This is a genomic window from Pseudomonas sp. NY15435, assembly GCF_048068295.1.
Lineage (GTDB): Bacteria > Pseudomonadota > Gammaproteobacteria > Pseudomonadales > Pseudomonadaceae > Pseudomonas.
This window is the reverse complement of the sequence record NZ_JBLUQA010000012.1, coordinates 84,321-100,718: the sequence shown is the minus strand read 5'-3', so window position 1 is coordinate 100,718 and position 16,398 is coordinate 84,321. Positions and strand designations below refer to the sequence as shown.

The following is a 16,398-nucleotide window of genomic DNA, read 5'->3' as shown; positions in this document are numbered from 1 at the left end:
GGTAGGAGCGGACTTTGTCCGCGATTACTTTCCACCCATGCCGAAGCATCGGCAGCGTGCAGTTCGCGAGCAAGCTCGCTCCTACAGAGGACTCCGGTGATTGCCGGCAGAGTTGGATCCTGCTGGTATCTCCGCCGTGGGATGGAGCGAAGCGATACCCATCGCCCCGCTGCCGGCAGGAAGACATCGCGGACAGAGTCCGCTCCTACGCCGGGCTGTTGGCTTGGGTAGGAGCGGACTTCGTCCGCGATTACTTTCCACTCATGCCGAAGCATCGGCGCGTGCAGTTCGCGAGCAAGCTCGCTCCTACAAAGGACTCCAGGGCTTGCCGGCAGAGTTGGATCCAGCTGCTAACCCCGCCGTTCCCGATGCATCAGCCAGAGGAAGTACGGGCAACCGATGAACGCCGCCAGCAGGCCTGCCGACACCGGCCAGGGATAGGCGATGTTCCGTCCCAGCCAGTCCGCCACCACCATGATCAACGCCCCGGCCACAGCGCTCAGCAATATCTGCGGCGCGGCGCGGCGCACGCCCAGATGGCGGGCGATATGCGGGCCGATCAGGCCGACGAAGCTCAGTGGCCCAACGATGATGGTCGCAGTGGCGGTCAGCACCGCGGCAGTCAGCAGGATGGTCAGGTGGCTCAGGCGCAGCCGAAGGCCCAGCGCGGTGGCGGTGCCATTGCCCAGGGTCAGCAGGTCCAGCGGCCGTGCGAGCAGAACGCTGACCCCGATCATCACCGCGCCGACAACCATTCCGGTGCTCGCCGACAGCACATCCACCTGATAGGTCGAGCCGGTCATCCAGCTCATCATCACCGTCATGCGCGGATCGCCGCTGGCCAGCAGCAGGGTGCTCAGCGAGTGCAGCAGGGTGGTCAGGCACACGCCGGTCAGCAGCAGTCGCTCGGCATTGAAGGTCTTGCGCCAGGCGAACCACAGCAGCAGGCCGAGGGTGAGCAGTGCGCCGATGCTGGCGGCCGGGACCATGTAGGCCTGCGGCTGCGGCATCACCAGGAACAGCACCAGTACGGCGATCGCCGAGCCGGAGGTTGCACCCAGCACCTCCGGGCTGGCCATGGGATTGCCGGTCAGGCGCTGCACCAGCAGGCCGGCGACGGCAAGCATGGCGCCGGCAGCCAGAGAGCCGAGCACGCGTGGCAGCCGCCATTGCAGGATCGCGTCGCTCAGGCCGGCGTCACCCCAGTGCCAGCCGTTGGCGTCCACCGCGAAGTAGATCGCCGGCAAGGGCAGCAGAGCGAGCAGGATCGCTGCGGCGATGATCAGCCGCCACGGATGCTCGCGCTGCGGTTTGGCCGGTGCCGGACGCGGGACGATGCCGCCGCTGCGCTGGCGGCTGAGCAGCCACAGCAACAGCGGCACGCTGAAGATGCCGGTGAGGATGCCGGCGGGAATTTCCCCGGCGAAGCGCGACAGCTCGCGGGCGATCTGGTCCACCACGCAGAGCAGCGCAGCGCCCAGCAACGGCGCCCAGATCAGCCGCTGCCTGAGCGTGCGTGCGCCACACAACCGGGCAATGGCCGGCGCGGCAAGGCCGACGAAAGCCAGCATGCCCACGGCGCTGGTGACGAACGCGCTGAGCGCTACGGCCACGGCCAGGCCCATCACGCGGGTGCGCAGCAGATTCACGCCGACTGCCGCCGCGCCTTCATCCTCCAGCCCCAGTGCGGCCAGCGGCCGTACCATCAGGAGGGCGATGGCCATGGCCACTGCCAGGCGCGGGGCGAGGTAAAGGGCACCGTCCCAGCCGCTCTGGTTCAGCGAGCCGGCCTGCCAGAGCAGCAGGTCGATCAGGTAGTCGTGGTTGAACAGCACCAGCAGCGCATTGAGCGACACGCAGTACAGGCTGATGACCATGCCCGCGAGGATGAAACGCAGCGGCGACAGGGTGCGACCCCAGGCGAAAGCGAACAGCAGGCACGCCGCCAACGCAGCGCCTGTCAGGGTCACGGCTTCCAGACCGTTCACCAGCAGCGCCGGGGCAAAAATGGTTGCCGCAGAAAGGGCCAGGTTGGCGCCGGCCGAAACACCCAATGTCACCGGTTCCGCCAGGGGATTGCGCAATATCTGCTGGAACAGCGTGCCGGCCAGGGCCAGCGCGGCGCCGGCCATCAGGCTCACCGCCAGGCGCGGGTAGAAGCTGAAGTGCAGCAACACCTGGCGCACGTCATCCAGATTGGGCGACCACAGTGCCTGCCACCAGAGTTCGCGGGGCAGGGCGCCTTGCAGGCCATGGAACACCAGCAGGCCAGCGAGAATCGTCAGCACCAGCGTACAGAGCGCCGGTCCGATCGGCAGGCCGCTGCGGGGTGCGCTGAGGCCGAGAGTCGATTCAGACATGGGTGGTCTCCATGGCGCTATCGAGGTAGTCGGCGATACGCTCGGCGAGGTCCAGCACCGAAGCGGCGCCAGCGTAGGGGTAGAAGCGTTGCAGCGTCAGGGTGTGACCCTGGCGCACGGCAGGCAGGTTGGCCCAGAGATCGTTGGGTTGCCGCAGGCTCTGCAGGCGCGCCGAGGTGGTGGGGATGTCGACGTAGACCAGATGCGCATCCGGGCGCTCGGCCAGGCGTTGGATGCTGACCATGGCCAGCCCCACGGGGCCGACGGGACCTTGCCAGGCATTTTCGACGCCAAGGCGATCGAGCACGTCCTGCACCATGCTGTTCTTGCCGTACACGGCAGCGTGACGGCCGTCCTGGTTGAGCACGGCGACGCACACAGGCGGCAGGCTGCGATTCGCCAGCTTCGCGCGCAGTTCGGCCAGGCGCTGTTCGCCGGCGGCGATGTAATCGGCGGCGACCTGCACAACGTCGAGGCGCCGTGCCAGGTCGTTCATGAAGTCGGTTGTGGCTTTCCAGGCGCCCTCGGGAGCGGGGTAGATCGCGACTTTCTCGGTGGGTGCAATGCCGTTGAGTCGTCGCTGCAAGGTCGGGGTCATCGGATCGCTGAGGATCAGTTGCGGCTGCAACTGCTGGATCAGTTCGAGGTTCGGTTCCCAGTACGGACCCACGTCACGCACGCTCTCGGGCAAGGCCATGGTCGGCATGCGCACCCGGTAGTAGCGGTCGTCGGAGATCGCCAGGGGCGGCACGCCCAGGGTCAGCAGTGTCTCGGCGGCCACCCAGTTGAGCGCAACGATTCGCGTCAGGCGCTCGCCGGCGAATACCGGCAGCCCGGATGCGCAAGCCAGCCCGCCGATGGCGAGGCCCTGCAGCAGGTGGCGACGGGTGAGGGACATGCACTACTCCTCGCTTGAAGCGACAGGCTCTTGAAGCAACAGGCTTCTGAAACCTCAGTCTTCCGAAACAACAAAGGGCTCCCTGCGAACAGGGAGCCCGGCAAAGCGGATGGCGACGGTTGCGGCCGCCGCCATCGACCGGCTTACCAGCTGTACTTCACGCTGGTCATGACGGTGCGGCGCAGGCCCGGGTAGCAGGAGATCGGACTGTCGCAGGTCGCGGCATATTCCTCGTCCAGCAGGTTCTGAGCGTTCACCGAGAGGGTCACGTTCTTGTTCAGCGGGTAGCTCACGCCGGCGTCGAACAGGGTGTAGTTGTCGACGTGGTAGGTGTTGGCGTTGTTGCCGTAGAGCGAGCCGGTGTAGCGCACGCCGCCGCCGATGGAGAGGCCGTCGACCGCACCTTCGTGGAAGGTGTAATTCAGCCAGCCGTTGGCCATGTGCTCGGGCACGTTGGCCGGGCGGTTGCCTTCGTTGGCGTCGTTGCTCTTGGTGATCTTGGCCTTGGTGTAGGTATACGAGGCCAACAGGTCCCAGTTCTGGTCCAGCTTTGCTTTCAGCTCGGCCTCGATGCCGCGCGAGCGCTGCTCGCCGGTGGCCTCGCTGAAGCCGGTCGGAACGCCGTTGGCGTTCAGCTGGTTGGTGAGGATGTTTTCCTTGGTCAGCTCGTAGGCCGCCAGGGTGATCAGCAGGGTTTCGTCCGGCTGGAACTTCACGCCCGCTTCGTACTGGTGCGCTTCGCTGGCCTTGAAGGCGCTGCCGTCGGAGCTGATGCCGGTGTTGGGCACGAAGGATTCGGAGTAGCTGACGTAGGGTGCCAGGCCGAAGTCGGTCAGGTAGGTCAGGCCGACGCGGCCGGTGAAGGCGTTGTCCTTCTGCATGCTGTGGGCGCCGACGTGGTTGTCCAGGTCATTGCGCACGTAGTCGTAGCGGCCGCCGGCAGTGAGGATCCAGTGATCGTCGAACTTGACCTGATCCTGCAGGTAGGCGCCGATCTGCTCGATGTTCTGGTCGTAGTCGATGGACTGGATGCTGTTGCCTTTGCTCGGACGCGGCACGCTCTGGCCGTAGACCGGGTTATCCAGGTTCAGCGACGGACCGAGAGTACGCCAGCGGGCGATATTGGCGTCCTGCCAGCTGTAGTCCGCGCCCATCAGCAGGGTGTGCTTGAAGGCGCCGGTGTCGAAGTTGGCCTGCAACTGGTTGTCCAGGTTGAAGGTGTCCATGTGCTGGTCGAAGCGGTCCGCGGTACGGATGATGTTCCGGCCCACCTGCAGTTGCGGCAGCAGGTTATTGAAGATCAGGTCGACCTGGCCGTAACGCGCGTTCTGGCGGAATTCCCAGGTGTCGTTGAGGCGATGGCGAAACTCGTAGCCCAGCGTGTACTGGTCCTGGTCGAAGTGGTTGTAGTTGTGGTCGCCCAGCAAGGTGCCGGTGGGGTGGCCGTTGACGCTGTAGTCGAAGATCGAGCCGGAGTTCCGGTCACGCAGGAAGTCGGTGAGGATGGTCAGGCTGGTGTCTTCGTCCGGCGCCCAGGTGAAGGACGGGGCGATGTAGTAGCGGTTGTCCTCGACCTCGTGGCCGTCGTCGTACTCGGCCTGGGTATTCGAGTCGCGGGCCAGGCCCACCACGCGGTAGAGGAACTGGTTCTGCTCGTCCAGCGCGCCGCCGAGGTCGAACTGCCCCTGCTTGCGGTCATGGTTGCCGCCAGTGAGTTCGACTTCGTTGATGTGGTTGGCGGTGGGCTTCTTGCTCACGCGGTTGACGATGCCGCCGGCGTCGCCCAGGCCGAACAGGCTGGAAGACGGGCCGCGGACCACGTCGATGCGCTCGAAGGCGTAGGGCTCGCTGCGAAAGAAGGCGTAGCTGTTGTTCTGCTGACGCAGGCCGTTGAGGTAGTCGCTGGTGGCCTGGGCGTTGAAGCCGCGGATGTACAGCCAGTCGAAGCCTTTCGGATCGAGGCCATAGGCTTCCACCTTGACGCCGGGCACGTAGCGCAGCGCTTCGGTCACGGTCTGGGCGCCCTGGGCGTCCATCTGCTTGCGGGTGATCACCGAGATCGACTGGGGGATTTCCAGCAGCGGGGTATCGGTCTTGCTGCCGCTGTTGGAGGTGCGCGGCACGTAGCTGTCTTCACCTTCGACAGCGCCGGTGATGACCTGGGCAGACATGTTCAGGGTGTCGCCGCTGGCGGAGTCGGCGCCCAGCAGGGTCACGCGGCTGCCTTCGACCTGGTACTTGATGCCGGTGCCCTGCAGCAGGCGTTCCAGCGCCTGGGCTGGCTCCATCTCGCCGCGCACGCCAGGGGCGCGCAGGTTCTGCACCTGGCTCTGGTTGAAGACGATCTGCAGGTTCGACTGCGCGCCCAGGCTGGTCAGGGCGGACGCCAGGGACTGGGCCGGGATGTCGATGCGGACCGGCGTGGCATGCACGGTCGTGGCAGTCAGTACCATCCCCAGGGCTGTGGCGCGAACCAGGCGGGCCAGAGGCTTCACCTTGTGCTGGGATTGCAGCGCAGTGCGGGTGCGACTCACTTTGTTAGCTCCTATGATCTTAATGCAGTTTCTAATAAGAATGATTCAGCTTGATGTGACGCGCCGGCTGGAAAAAACCGGAAAAATCCGTTCGATCTTTTTTGTTGCTGAGTGACGACCTGGTGAAAAGCGGCCATCCGGGCCGCGCAGCCGTCAATGCATCGCTACGCCGGAGCCACCGCGAGGCGGCGTGGCGCGGTGGTCTGCAATCTCCACGATCTGCCCGGCGCGCATGCGCAGCAGGCGATCGGCAACGCCGAAATAGCGGTCGTCGTGGGAGATCACGATGAGCGTCTTGCCCTGGGCGCGCAGCTCGGGCAGCAGCTCGGTGTAGAAGATCCGGCGGAACTCCGGGTCCTGGTCTGCCGCCCACTCGTCAAACACCAGCACCGGGCGTTTCTCCAGCCATGCCTGCACCAGGGCCAGGCGCTTGCGCTGGCCGGTGGAGAGATCGGTGGTGGAGAACTCCTGGCCCTGCAGGCTGACCTTGTGGGCGATTTCCAGGCGCTCCAGGTAACGGCTGGCTTCGGCCGGGATGTCCTGGCTGCCCTTGAGCAGGTCCTCGAAGAGGAAGTAGTCGGCGAAGATGGTGGTGAACAGTTGCCGGTAGTCATCGCGGTTGGCGTCGCCCACCGCTTCGCCGTTGAGCAGCAACTTGCCCTCACACGGGGCGTAGAGGCCGAGCAGCAGCTTGATCATGGTCGTCTTGCCACAACCGTTCTCACCGGCGATGAAGAGGATCTCGCCTCGACTGACCTTCAGGTTCAGCGGGCCGACACCGAAGCCTCGCGCCCCGTCATCAGTGGCGTAGTGGTAGGCCAGCTCGCGCAGCTCGATGGACTGGAAGTCCAGCGACGTTCGGCCATCTTCGGCCAGCAGCAGGTTCGGCTCAGGCGAGGAGAAACGTACCGACAGCTCGGCAATCCGGCGGAACGCGACCTGGGCGCGGGTCACCACCGGCAATTGGCCGATCAGCCCCTCCAGCGGGCCCTTCATGTACAACAGGACCAGGATGAAGCCGGAGAGCGTCGCCTGGTCGGTGCTGGGCCACAACGATTGATAGGCCAGCGCCACGCCGATGACGATGAAGAACAGCGTCGAGCCAAAGCCCTTGGCGACATTGAACAGGTTGATCGAGCGCAGTTGGATATCGCAGATTTCGTCCGCGGTGCCCTGCAGGCGTTCGCTGTAGTGCTGGAAGCGGCGAGGGCGGCTGATGCGCAACTCCTTGGCGCCTTCGGCGATGGCGCGGTAGTGCTTCTGCAGTTCGTCTTCCTTGTCCCGCGCCTCGAAGAAGCCCTTGATGCCTTTTGCCCGGGCCACGTACTGGATCGCACTGCCGATGACGATGGCGATGGCTGTGGCGAGGAACATCGGCGGCGACAGCCAGGCCAGGTAACCCAGGCAGCCGAGCGTGGTGGTCAAAGCGACCGCCAGCGGCGCGAAGGCGAAGGCGAAGTCGCTGATGGTATCGATGTCGTGGGTCAGCACCGGGATCAGCCGGTGGCTGCGGTAGCGCTCGATCTGCTCGATGGGTGCGGAAATGATCTTGCTGCCCAGGTCCTTGCGCAACCGCGCGATCACGTGCTGGCCGACGTAGTTGGTGCCCATGTCGGAAATGATCGAGCCCAGCAACGCCAGCACGCACAACCCGGTGAAGCCCAGTAGCAGGCCAGCGGGCATGCCGCCGTCGGAGTGCAGGCTGTAGTTGATGGTGGCGAGCAGCGCCGTGATCGCGGTGCCGCCGAGAATCCCCAGCAGGGTGGCGGCAGTCAGCGGCAGCCAGTGCGGCCGCAGCAGTTTGAGCATCTCGCGCAAGGCGCTTGGGGCGGGTGATTGCATCGTCTTTTCCTGAACCCGGCCTGCCGGAGGGCAGCCCGCACAACGGGGCGAGACGGCGCGCGAATCAGCAGATCATCGGCGAATCCGAATCGTTGCTATCAAGACGAATGAGCAGAAAGAAAACTGAAGAGAATTTGCGAAAAGTTCGCAAATAAGAAGATATATCCGAGTAGGGCGCTTCAGTGTCGAACTCAGTAGGCGCGGGCGCTGCCCCGTAGTGTTTGCCGGGAAAGCCAGATTCCGTCGCTCAGGGTTTCGCGAGCAAGCTCGCTCCTACAGTCCGGGACCTGGGTGCTCCTTGTAGGAGCGAGCTTGCTCGCGAAACCCGCACGGCACGCCGCTACCCGTCATGCCCGCATGGCGAGTATCAGAGCTGAACGTAACGGCTGGCGAGAACCATGCGGCCCTGATTGTCCTTGCGCAGCTCCAGCGGCAGAACCTTGGGCAGCGAATCCACCAGCGCCTGCAAATCATCGGTGCGATAGATGCCGCCGATACGCATGGCGGCGACAGTGGCATCGTCAAGGAACACCGGCTGCTTGAGGTAGCGGTTGATCAGCGGGATGGCCGACTGCAGCGTCAGGTCATCGATCACCAGCTTGCCTTCGATCCAGGCGATGGCGCCGGCGGGGGCGACCTGGGCGAGCTCGATGCGCTGGCTGCCCTGGCTGTAGCGCGCCTGCATGCCCGGAGTGAGCTGGGCGCTATTGCCGTCGACGCTGTCGGGCGGGCTGACCACCACCGAGCCTTCGAGCAGGGTGACCAGCATCTGGTGCTGGTCGGTCCAGACATTGAAGCGGGTGCCGGTTACCCGCACGTTACCGTTGTCGGTGTAGACCGAGAAGGGCTGCAGGGTGTCGTGGGCCACCCGGAAGTACGCCTCGCCGCCGCTTTTCAGCCAGGCACTGCGGCGGTCGCGGAAATCGGCGAAGAAGAGCTGGGAGTTGCTGTTCAGCTCGACTTTCGAGCCGTCCGCCAACTCCACTTCCCGTGCTCCAGGCTGCGCCGCGTAGTAGCCGACCTTCGAGGGTAGCCAGCCGGCGGACCAACCTGCCGACCATACCGCGCCGATGGCCACCAGCACGCCAGCGGCCACGGCGGCGATGCGCTTGCCGCTGCGTGGTCGGCGGGTGCTGCGTGGGCGAATACCGCCCAGCGGCGTGGGTGCAGTCGGCGCAGGCAACTTACGCGGAGTCGGCGGCAGCAATTCCGAGAGTTGCCAGATATCCAGCATCGCCTGGTATTCCACCTCGTGCCGCGGGTCGAGCGCGAGCCATTGCGCGAACTCGGCGCGCTCGGCATCGCTGCACTCTTCGTCGTGCAGACGCGCGCACCAGTGCGCGGCTTCGGCGCTGATACGGTCATCGTCGAACGGGGCGGGGGAGCTGGTCATCAGGGATCTCGGTAAGGCCGTTTGCGGCCGATATCACACTTTCTTTTCGCGTTGATGCGAGTGATTATAAATAAGCCTGACTCGGACTGTCAGCAGGCGCCTGCAGCCTCGACTGTTTTTCATAGGATGCCCGACGGGGTGGAAAGCGCGTTCATCCGGTATCACAAGGAACTGGTCCTGTACCTCAATCGCAGCCTCGGCGACCGCCAGGCGGCTGCCGATGTGACCCAGGAGGCCTTCCTGCGCCTGCTCGACCGCAAGGGTGACGAGCATATCGAACAACCTCGGGCATTTCTCTATCGCACGGCAGTCAACCTCAGCATCGACCTGCACCGGCGCGGCCGAGTGCGTCGCACCGAAGAGTTGGAAACCCTCGACCGCGAAGGCTGCCTCGACGAGCGCTGCCCGCAAGAGGAAGCCAGCCGCGAGCAGCAACTGCAACTGCTGCAGCGTGCCCTGGGCGAACTGCCCGAGACTTGTCGCCGCGCTTTCGTGCTGCGCAAGGTCGAAGGCTGCAGCCATGTCGAAATCGCCGAAACCATGGGCATCTCCCGCGACATGGTGGAGAAGCACATCGTCAACGCAATGAAGCATTGCCGGGCGCGGCTCAGGGCCTGGAGCGGGCAGGGCTGATACCGGTCGTTGCCTATCGCCTTTGGTTCGCGAGCAAGCTCGCTCCTACGGGAAGAGCCTGGCTGCTGTTTGTAGGAGCGAGCTTGCTCGCGAACCGCATTTACATACACAGACGCATGGCCTGCGTCGGGATTTAGTCCCACGCGGCTTGCGCTCGAACTTCTGTCTCTGGTGCCCGCTCGTCATTCTGAAATTTTCATGACTTAGTGAGAATCATTCTAAATTTCCCCAAGCCTGTCTCGTCTCTCCAGATAACGCGCTATCGACAGCGCAAATCATGGGCGACACGCAGGATCGAGTGCCGGCCGCCAAGCGGCGGGGTGCTCCTGGCAGGGCTGAGCAGTAAGCCGCCGACTCCCGCGTGGTCACGCCCCACGGCCATCGCGATACAGGACATTGGCACCATGACCCAGATGATCACCCCGACCTACGACGTGCTCGGCATCGGTTTCGGCCCCTCCAACCTGGCGCTGGCGATCGCCCTGCAGGAGCAGGCGCGACGCGAGGGCCGCCACTACCACGCCCTGTTCCTCGACAAGCAGGCCGACTACCGCTGGCACGGCAACACCCTGGTGGCGCAGAGCGAGTTGCAGATTTCCTTCCTCAAGGACCTGGTGACCCTGCGCAACCCCACCAGCCCGTACAGCTTCGTCAACTACCTGCACGCCATGGGGCGGCTGATCGACTTCACCAACCTGGGCACCTTCTACCCGTGCCGCATGGAGTACAACGATTACCTGCGCTGGGTCAGCGAGCAGTTCGCCGAGCAGCGCGTCTGCGGCGAGACGGTCAGCCGCGTAGAGCCGGTGCAGGGCCCGGACGGCATCGAGCTGGTCAAGGTGCTGTCCACCGACGCTCGTGGTCACGAACGCTTCCGGCTGGCGCGTAGCGTCGTGGTGAGCACCGGCGGCACGCCGCGCTTCCCGTCCGCCTTCAGCCATCTGCGCGACGATCCGCGCGTGTTCCACCACGCCCGTTATCTGGAGTGCATGGCCAAGCAGCGCTGCAACCAGAACGAGCCGATGCGCATCGCAGTGATCGGCGGCGGTCAGAGCGCGGCCGAAGCCTTCATTGACCTGAACGACAGCTTCCCCTCGGTGAAGGTCGACATGGTTCTGCGCGCAGCAGTACTCAAGCCCGCCGACGACAGCCCCTTCGTCAACGAAATCTTCGCCCCGCGGTACACCGACCTGGTGTTCAACGAGCCCAAGGCCGAGCGCGAGAAGCTGATCCAGGAGTTCCACAACACCAACTACTCGGTGGTGGACCTAGACCTGATCGAACGCATCTACGGCATCTTCTATCGCCAGAAAGTGGCCGGCGTGGATCGCCACGCCTTCCTCTGCCGCCGCAATGTAGAAGCCGCCAAGGCCGACGCCGATGGCATTGAGCTGACCCTGCGCGACAGCGCCACCGGCGCGGTGGAAACCCACCGCTATGACGCGGTGATCCTCGCCACCGGCTACGAGCGCAAGTCGCACCGCGAACTGCTCGCACCGCTGCAGGACTACCTGGGCGACTTCGAGGTGGGCCGCGATTACCGCGTACTGGCGGACGAGCGCCTGCACGCCGGCATCTACCTGCAGGGCTTCACCCAGGACAGCCACGGGCTGAGCGACACGCTGCTGTCGGTGCTGCCGATGCGCGCGCAGGAAATCGCCGCGTCGATGTTCGAGCACCTGCCGCCGCACGAGACCGCGCACAAGCCGGCGCGCCCGCTGACCGCGGAAAGCGCCTGACCCGCGGGCCCGGACTCAATCTCCGGGCCGACTAAATTTCTGCCGACCCTGCTCGTCATACGGGCGGGGTCGTTGCATTCACGAAAGGGAACCCACCATGACGCCCAGTTTCTCGCTGCCGCTGCCTGACGGCCGCAAGCTCTCCGCCGACCACGGAACCCAACGCCTGACCTTACTGCTCGACGGCCAACCGCTGCTGAGTGCGCAGCGCGAAGGCGAGTGCTGGCAGCTGAGTTCCGCGCCATCCCTGGAGGCGCTGTGGGCGTTGGCCTACTGGACCTTCGCTGGCGATGCGCAGAGCGAGCGGGTGCAGTTCACCGCCGCCAACCTGCCCGCCGAGGCGCTCGAAAAAGGCCTGGTGAGCCGCGATGAAGTCGGCGGTCGCCTGCAGATCGAGCGCGCCGCTTTCTGGCAACTGGGGAGTGCCTGGCACAAGGGTATAGCCAGTGCGGACTTCCCGCAGGTCTACCGCATGAGCGGTGGTCGTCGCCATCCGCTGCGCGCACCCAAGCCACAGGGCGAGGTCTATCGCCGCTTCGACGCGAAGCTCGGCCAGTGGATTTCCCTGCGCACCCTGGATATCGACCTGGACCTCGAACGCTTCCACCGCTGGCAGAACAGCCCGCGCGTACTGGAGTTCTGGCAGGAAGGCGGCACCCTGGAGCAGCACCGGGCCTACCTGGAAAAAGCCGCCGCCGACCCGCACACCACCACCCTGATCGGCTGCATCGACGACGAGCCCTTCGCCTACTACGAAGCCTACTGGGCCAAGGAAGACCGGATCGCGCCGTTCTACGAAGTGGGCGATTACGACCGTGGCATCCACATGCTGGTGGGCGAGGAAAGCCATCGCGGGCCGCACAAGGTAGAAAGCTGGATGACTGCCCTGGTGCATTACCTGCTGCTGGACGATCCGCGTACCCAGCGCATCGTCGCCGAGCCGCGCGCCGACAACGCGAAGATGATCGGCCACATGCAGCGCCTGGGCTTCTGGCGCGAGAAGGAATTCAACTTCCCGCACAAGCGCGCCGCGCTGATGGTGCAGAGCCGGGAAACCTTCTTCGAGCGTTGCGGCCTGTGCTGAGGGCGGCTCCCCGCGTGAGCGAGGGCTGCCGGTGATCGCAGCCCTCGCGCCGCTGTATTTCGGCGAGTTCGCCAGCTACCGCGAGGTGTTGGTGACCCGCGACGATCGCCGTCCTTCGATTCCGGCACGCGCCCTGCTGGAACGGGAAATGCTCGACAGCGTGCTGCGTCGCTTCGACCCGCCGCACGCCGATGGCGACCGACGCGCGCTGGCTTCGCAGTGGTCCAAGTGGTACCTGGTGCGCCTCATTCCTCCGGTAGTCGCCGCCGCGCTCGTGCTCGGCCGCACGCTACCGCTGGCGTTCGATGACGTGGAGGTGGTACTGGACGGCCAGGGCATTCCCCAGGCTTTCAAGCTGCCGGGGGAGGGCGGGGCTTTCGCCGCGCCGCCGGGCGATCCTTTCCAGCGCTTCGGCCATCTGCTGGAAGGCCACCTGCAACCCTTCATCCAGGCCCTCGCCGCCGAGGCGCGCGTGTCACCCAAGGTGCTCTGGAGCAACGCCGGCAACTACTTCGAATGGTTCATCGGCGAGATGGCCAAGCTGCCGCCGCTGGCCCCTATGCTCGGCCACGGCCGCGAGCTGCTGGAGATCGAGCGCCGTCCGGACGGCACGCGCAACCCGCTGTACAAGCCGATCCAGTATGTCGAGGTGTCCTGCGAGCAGCGCCCGGATGGGCTCTGGCGGCAGCGGCGGACCTGCTGCATTCGTTACCGGCTGGGAACCATCGGGCATTGCGACAACTGCCCGCTGATCGACGAACCGCCGCCCGAGCTGAGCGACCTCTGAAGCCAGAGTCTGCGGGCGCTCTGTTCGCGAGCAAGCTCGCTCCTACGAAAAGCGCTCCGAAGCCAGGGCTGGACTGTAGGAGCGAGCTTGCTCGCGAACCGCACGGCACCGACGCAATGGTGTAGCCGCAGGCGCTGCGTTGGAACGACGTTGTAAGCGATGGGCCCGGAATACGCCGCAGGTGATTCAGCGGACAAGGTCCGCTCCGACGAAAAACGACTCGGTCAACTCAGCGCAGATAACTGATCGGCGACCCGTCCACCGGGTTGCTCAGTACGCCCATGGGAATGCCGTAGATATCTTCCAGCGTTTCCCCTCGCATCAACTCTGCTGGTGTGCCCTGGGCCAGCAGGCGGCCGCCGTGGAGGGCAATCAGGTGGTCGCAGTAGCGCGCCGCCATGTTGATGTCGTGCAGTACCACCAGCACGCCCAGGCCCAGCTCGCGGCTGAGTTCGTGGACGCGGGAGAGCACTTCCACCTGGTGGGCGATGTCCAGCGCTGAAGTCGGCTCGTCCAGCAGCAGGTAGCGGCTGTTCTGCGCCAGCAGCATGGCCAGCCAGACGCGCTGGCGTTCGCCGCCGGAGAGCAGGTCCACCGGGCGGTCGGCGAAGGCGAGGGTGTCGGTGAGGTCCAGCGCGCGGTCGATCTGCTGGCGGTCCTCGCCGGTGACGCGGCCCAGGGCGCCGTGCCAGGGATAGCGGCCGAAGGCGACCAGTTCGCGCACGGTCAGGCCGTCGGTCTGCGGCAGCTGCTGCGGCAGGTACGCCACCTGGCGCGCGAAGTCGCGGTTGCCCCAGTCCTGCAGCGGCTTGCCGTCCAGGCGGATGCTGCCGCCGCTGGCCTGTTGCTGGCGGGCCAGCAACTTGAGCAGGGTGGATTTGCCCGAGCCGTTGTGGCCGATCAGGCCGATCATGTTGCCGTCGGCCAACTGCAGGCTCAGCGGTTGCAGGAGGGTGCGACCGGGGACGCTGAAACTGACATTTTCCAGTTCGAACATGGGGTCATCCGTATGGGCGGCGTGGGCGGAAAAAGCGGGAGCCCGACTCTAATGCAATCGCTAATGGTTATCAATTTTTCAGGGCCTCGCGGAACCGCCCGATTGATTGCCTGTCCCTGACCGAAAGCGCTTATGATTCAACGCTGTAATTGAACGGATGGGCCCATGGAGTCTGCTGTCGAACGCTACAAGCGGCTGCTTGCCGAAGCCCTTGCGCGTTATTTCCCCCGTACCACCGAATACCTGCGCGCCGAGCGTGAAGCGGCGCGACCTCAACCCCGAGCGCGCGGCAAGGCAAAAGGCGCGAGCAAGGCACCGGCCAAGCGCACCGCCAAAGCCAAGAAAGACGGTGACGCGGCTGCGCCCAAGCGCCCGCGCTCGCCGGCTGCGGTTGGCATCTACGGCACCGCCAGCGCTCCGGACGAGCAGCACGCCCTCGACATGCGCCAGCGCGTGGCCCAGGCCGCCGCCCATGGAATCGTCAGCCTGCCGTCGGACGAGCAGTGGGCGATGATTCTCGCTCCCGAGCCGCTGACCCGCATTTTTGCCGGAGCGGGCTCCGGCAAGTCGACGACGCTGGTTCTGCGTGTCGTCTATATGCTCTGCCACCTGGGCATCGACGCCGAGAAGGTGACGGTGATTTCCTTCACCAACGCCTCCTGCGCGCAGCTGCGCGAGCAACTGGTGAAGGTGCTCGGCTACTGGGGCCATCCGTTCGATGCGGCCCAGGCGCGGCAGTGCGTACGGACCTTCCATTCGGCCATGGGCACCCTGGCGAAAATCGCACTGAAGAGTCCGCGCTGGTTCGAGCAACTGGACGAACGCACCCCGGCCGACGAGCTGGACAACCCGCTGCTCGCCGGCCGCCTGCGGCCGGCCCAGCAGCGCCTGCTCAAACAGGTCTACCAGCAGTGCTACGCCGAGCAGCACGAATTCCGTGTGCTGGTGCATCAACTATTGGAGCTGCCGCCACCGCCCGAGGCAGAGGAAGACGGCAAGCCGCCCCGTATCGGCAAGGCGCCACTGGATTCTTTCAAACTGCCTGGAGAATTCATCGCGCTGCCGCTGTTCGAGGCTTTCTATGCCCAGTCCGGCTTTATCGAAAGCATCGGCCTGCGCATCGACCAGTTGCAGCCGAAGAAGCTCGGCTGCCCGCCGCGCGAGCGCCAGTTCATCGAGGCGCTGCAGCTGTTCTGGGCGGCCTTCGACACTGCCTTGCAGGAGCAGGGTCTGCTGACCTTCAACCTGGCTTTCCAGCGCCTGACCGACCAGCTAGGCGACGGCAAGCTGCCAGCCGAAGCCCTGGCACCGTTCCAGCATCTGCTGATCGATGAGTTCCAGGATGTCTCGCCGCAGATCGTGCAATGGCTGCAGGCGCTGCACCGCGACCTCGCCAAACGCGGCGAAGCCGTCAGCCTGATGGCCATCGGTGACGACTGGCAGTCCATCTACGCCTGGCGCGGCAGTTCGCCGGAACTGTTCATGGACTTCGACCGGCACTTCCCCAGCAAGGGCCGGCGCAAGAGCCGCGTGCTGCTGCTGGAAACCAATTACCGCAGCATCGACCCGGTGATCCGCGATGGCGAGCGGGTACTGGTGGGCGTGGCCAGCAAGCAGGCCAAGACCTGTCGTGCCTTCAAGTCGGCGGAGGCGGGTGACCACGGGGTGAAACTGGTGCAGCGCTTCGATGCGCGCAACAGCCTGCCGCTCCTGCTGGAGGAGATCCGCAAGCAGTGCGAGCACGTCGCCGCGCGCGGGTCACGGGAGAAGACTGCCGTGCTGCTGCTCAGCCGGCGCAATGAAACCCTGCAGACGATCCTCGGCGAGCTGGACCGCAAGCTGCCGGTGAAGGGCATGACCATCCACCGCGCCAAGGGCCTGCAGGCGGAAGTGGCGATCATCGTCGACGACTGTGCGCCGCCGGAGAAACACCCGCTGCGCAGCGCGCTCTACACCGCCTCGGGCTTCTTCGCCAGCAGCTACGACCAGGCCCAGCAGGACGAACAATCGCGCCTGGCCTACGTGGCGATCACCCGTGGCGTAAGCCGGGTGTTCTGGTTTACCCGCAAGGCCCAGGGGCCGACGGCGATCCTGGCGATGCGGCGCAACGTGGAAGCTGCGCCGGCATGAG

Annotated in this window: 11 protein-coding genes; 5 read left to right on the top strand and 6 right to left on the bottom strand. The window is 65.3% G+C overall.

What is annotated here, in order from left to right:
- Window positions 1-350: 350 nt before the first annotated feature.
- The 5 genes from fhuB to ACNFH5_RS24595 form a co-directional block, all read right to left on the bottom strand.
- Window positions 351-2,360, bottom strand: a complete 2,010-nt coding sequence (gene fhuB / locus ACNFH5_RS24615) for a Fe(3+)-hydroxamate ABC transporter permease FhuB (RefSeq protein WP_416750544.1) — start codon at window positions 2,358-2,360, stop codon at window positions 351-353.
- On the bottom strand, window positions 2,353-3,258 hold the full coding sequence (locus tag ACNFH5_RS24610) for an ABC transporter substrate-binding protein (RefSeq protein ID WP_416750542.1): 906 nt from the start codon (window positions 3,256-3,258) through the stop codon (window positions 2,353-2,355). The genes fhuB and ACNFH5_RS24610 overlap by 8 nt, the downstream gene beginning before the upstream one ends.
- 143 nt (window positions 3,259-3,401) lie before the next feature.
- Window positions 3,402-5,792 carry a TonB-dependent siderophore receptor gene (locus ACNFH5_RS24605; RefSeq protein ID WP_416750540.1) on the bottom strand — a complete coding sequence of 797 codons (2,391 nt, stop codon included), beginning with the start codon at window positions 5,790-5,792 and terminating at the stop codon, window positions 3,402-3,404.
- 153 nt (window positions 5,793-5,945) lie between these two features.
- On the bottom strand, window positions 5,946-7,634 hold the full coding sequence (locus ACNFH5_RS24600) for a cyclic peptide export ABC transporter (protein ID WP_416750538.1): 1,689 nt from the start codon (window positions 7,632-7,634) through the stop codon (window positions 5,946-5,948).
- A gap of 367 nt (window positions 7,635-8,001) precedes the next feature.
- The gene (locus ACNFH5_RS24595; RefSeq protein ID WP_416750536.1) at window positions 8,002-9,027 is read right to left on the bottom strand and encodes a FecR family protein; all 1,026 of its coding nucleotides are present in this window, start codon (window positions 9,025-9,027) and stop codon (window positions 8,002-8,004) included.
- A 126-nt stretch (window positions 9,028-9,153) separates the two neighbouring features.
- Here ACNFH5_RS24595 and ACNFH5_RS24590 point away from each other — a divergent pair, with 126 nt between their 5' ends.
- The 4 genes from ACNFH5_RS24590 to fhuF all read left to right on the top strand — a co-directional run bounded on the left by ACNFH5_RS24590 (window position 9,154) and on the right by fhuF (window position 13,270).
- On the top strand, window positions 9,154-9,660 hold the full coding sequence (locus ACNFH5_RS24590) for a sigma-70 family RNA polymerase sigma factor (RefSeq protein ID WP_416750534.1): 507 nt from the start codon (window positions 9,154-9,156) through the stop codon (window positions 9,658-9,660).
- A gap of 404 nt (window positions 9,661-10,064) precedes the next feature.
- Window positions 10,065-11,399 (top strand): lysine N(6)-hydroxylase/L-ornithine N(5)-oxygenase family protein, encoded by a 1,335-nt coding sequence (locus tag ACNFH5_RS24585; RefSeq protein ID WP_416750532.1) that lies wholly within the window; start codon window positions 10,065-10,067, stop codon window positions 11,397-11,399.
- A gap of 97 nt (window positions 11,400-11,496) precedes the next feature.
- The gene (locus ACNFH5_RS24580; protein ID WP_416750530.1) at window positions 11,497-12,483 is read left to right on the top strand and encodes a GNAT family N-acetyltransferase; all 987 of its coding nucleotides are present in this window, start codon (window positions 11,497-11,499) and stop codon (window positions 12,481-12,483) included.
- Between the two features lie 31 nt (window positions 12,484-12,514).
- Window positions 12,515-13,270 carry a siderophore-iron reductase FhuF gene (fhuF, locus tag ACNFH5_RS24575; protein ID WP_416750528.1) on the top strand — a complete coding sequence of 252 codons (756 nt, stop codon included), beginning with the start codon at window positions 12,515-12,517 and terminating at the stop codon, window positions 13,268-13,270.
- Between the two features lie 229 nt (window positions 13,271-13,499).
- Here fhuF and ACNFH5_RS24570 read toward each other — a convergent pair whose 3' ends face one another.
- Window positions 13,500-14,267: an ATP-binding cassette domain-containing protein gene (locus ACNFH5_RS24570; RefSeq protein ID WP_416750526.1), complete on the bottom strand. Its 768-nt coding sequence runs from the start codon at window positions 14,265-14,267 to the stop codon at window positions 13,500-13,502.
- A 165-nt stretch (window positions 14,268-14,432) separates the two neighbouring features.
- Between ACNFH5_RS24570 and ACNFH5_RS24565 the strand changes: the two genes are divergently transcribed.
- A complete protein-coding gene (locus ACNFH5_RS24565; RefSeq protein WP_416750524.1) occupies window positions 14,433-16,397 on the top strand; it encodes a UvrD-helicase domain-containing protein in 1,965 nt (654 codons plus the stop codon).
- Window position 16,398: the final 1 nt, after the last annotated feature.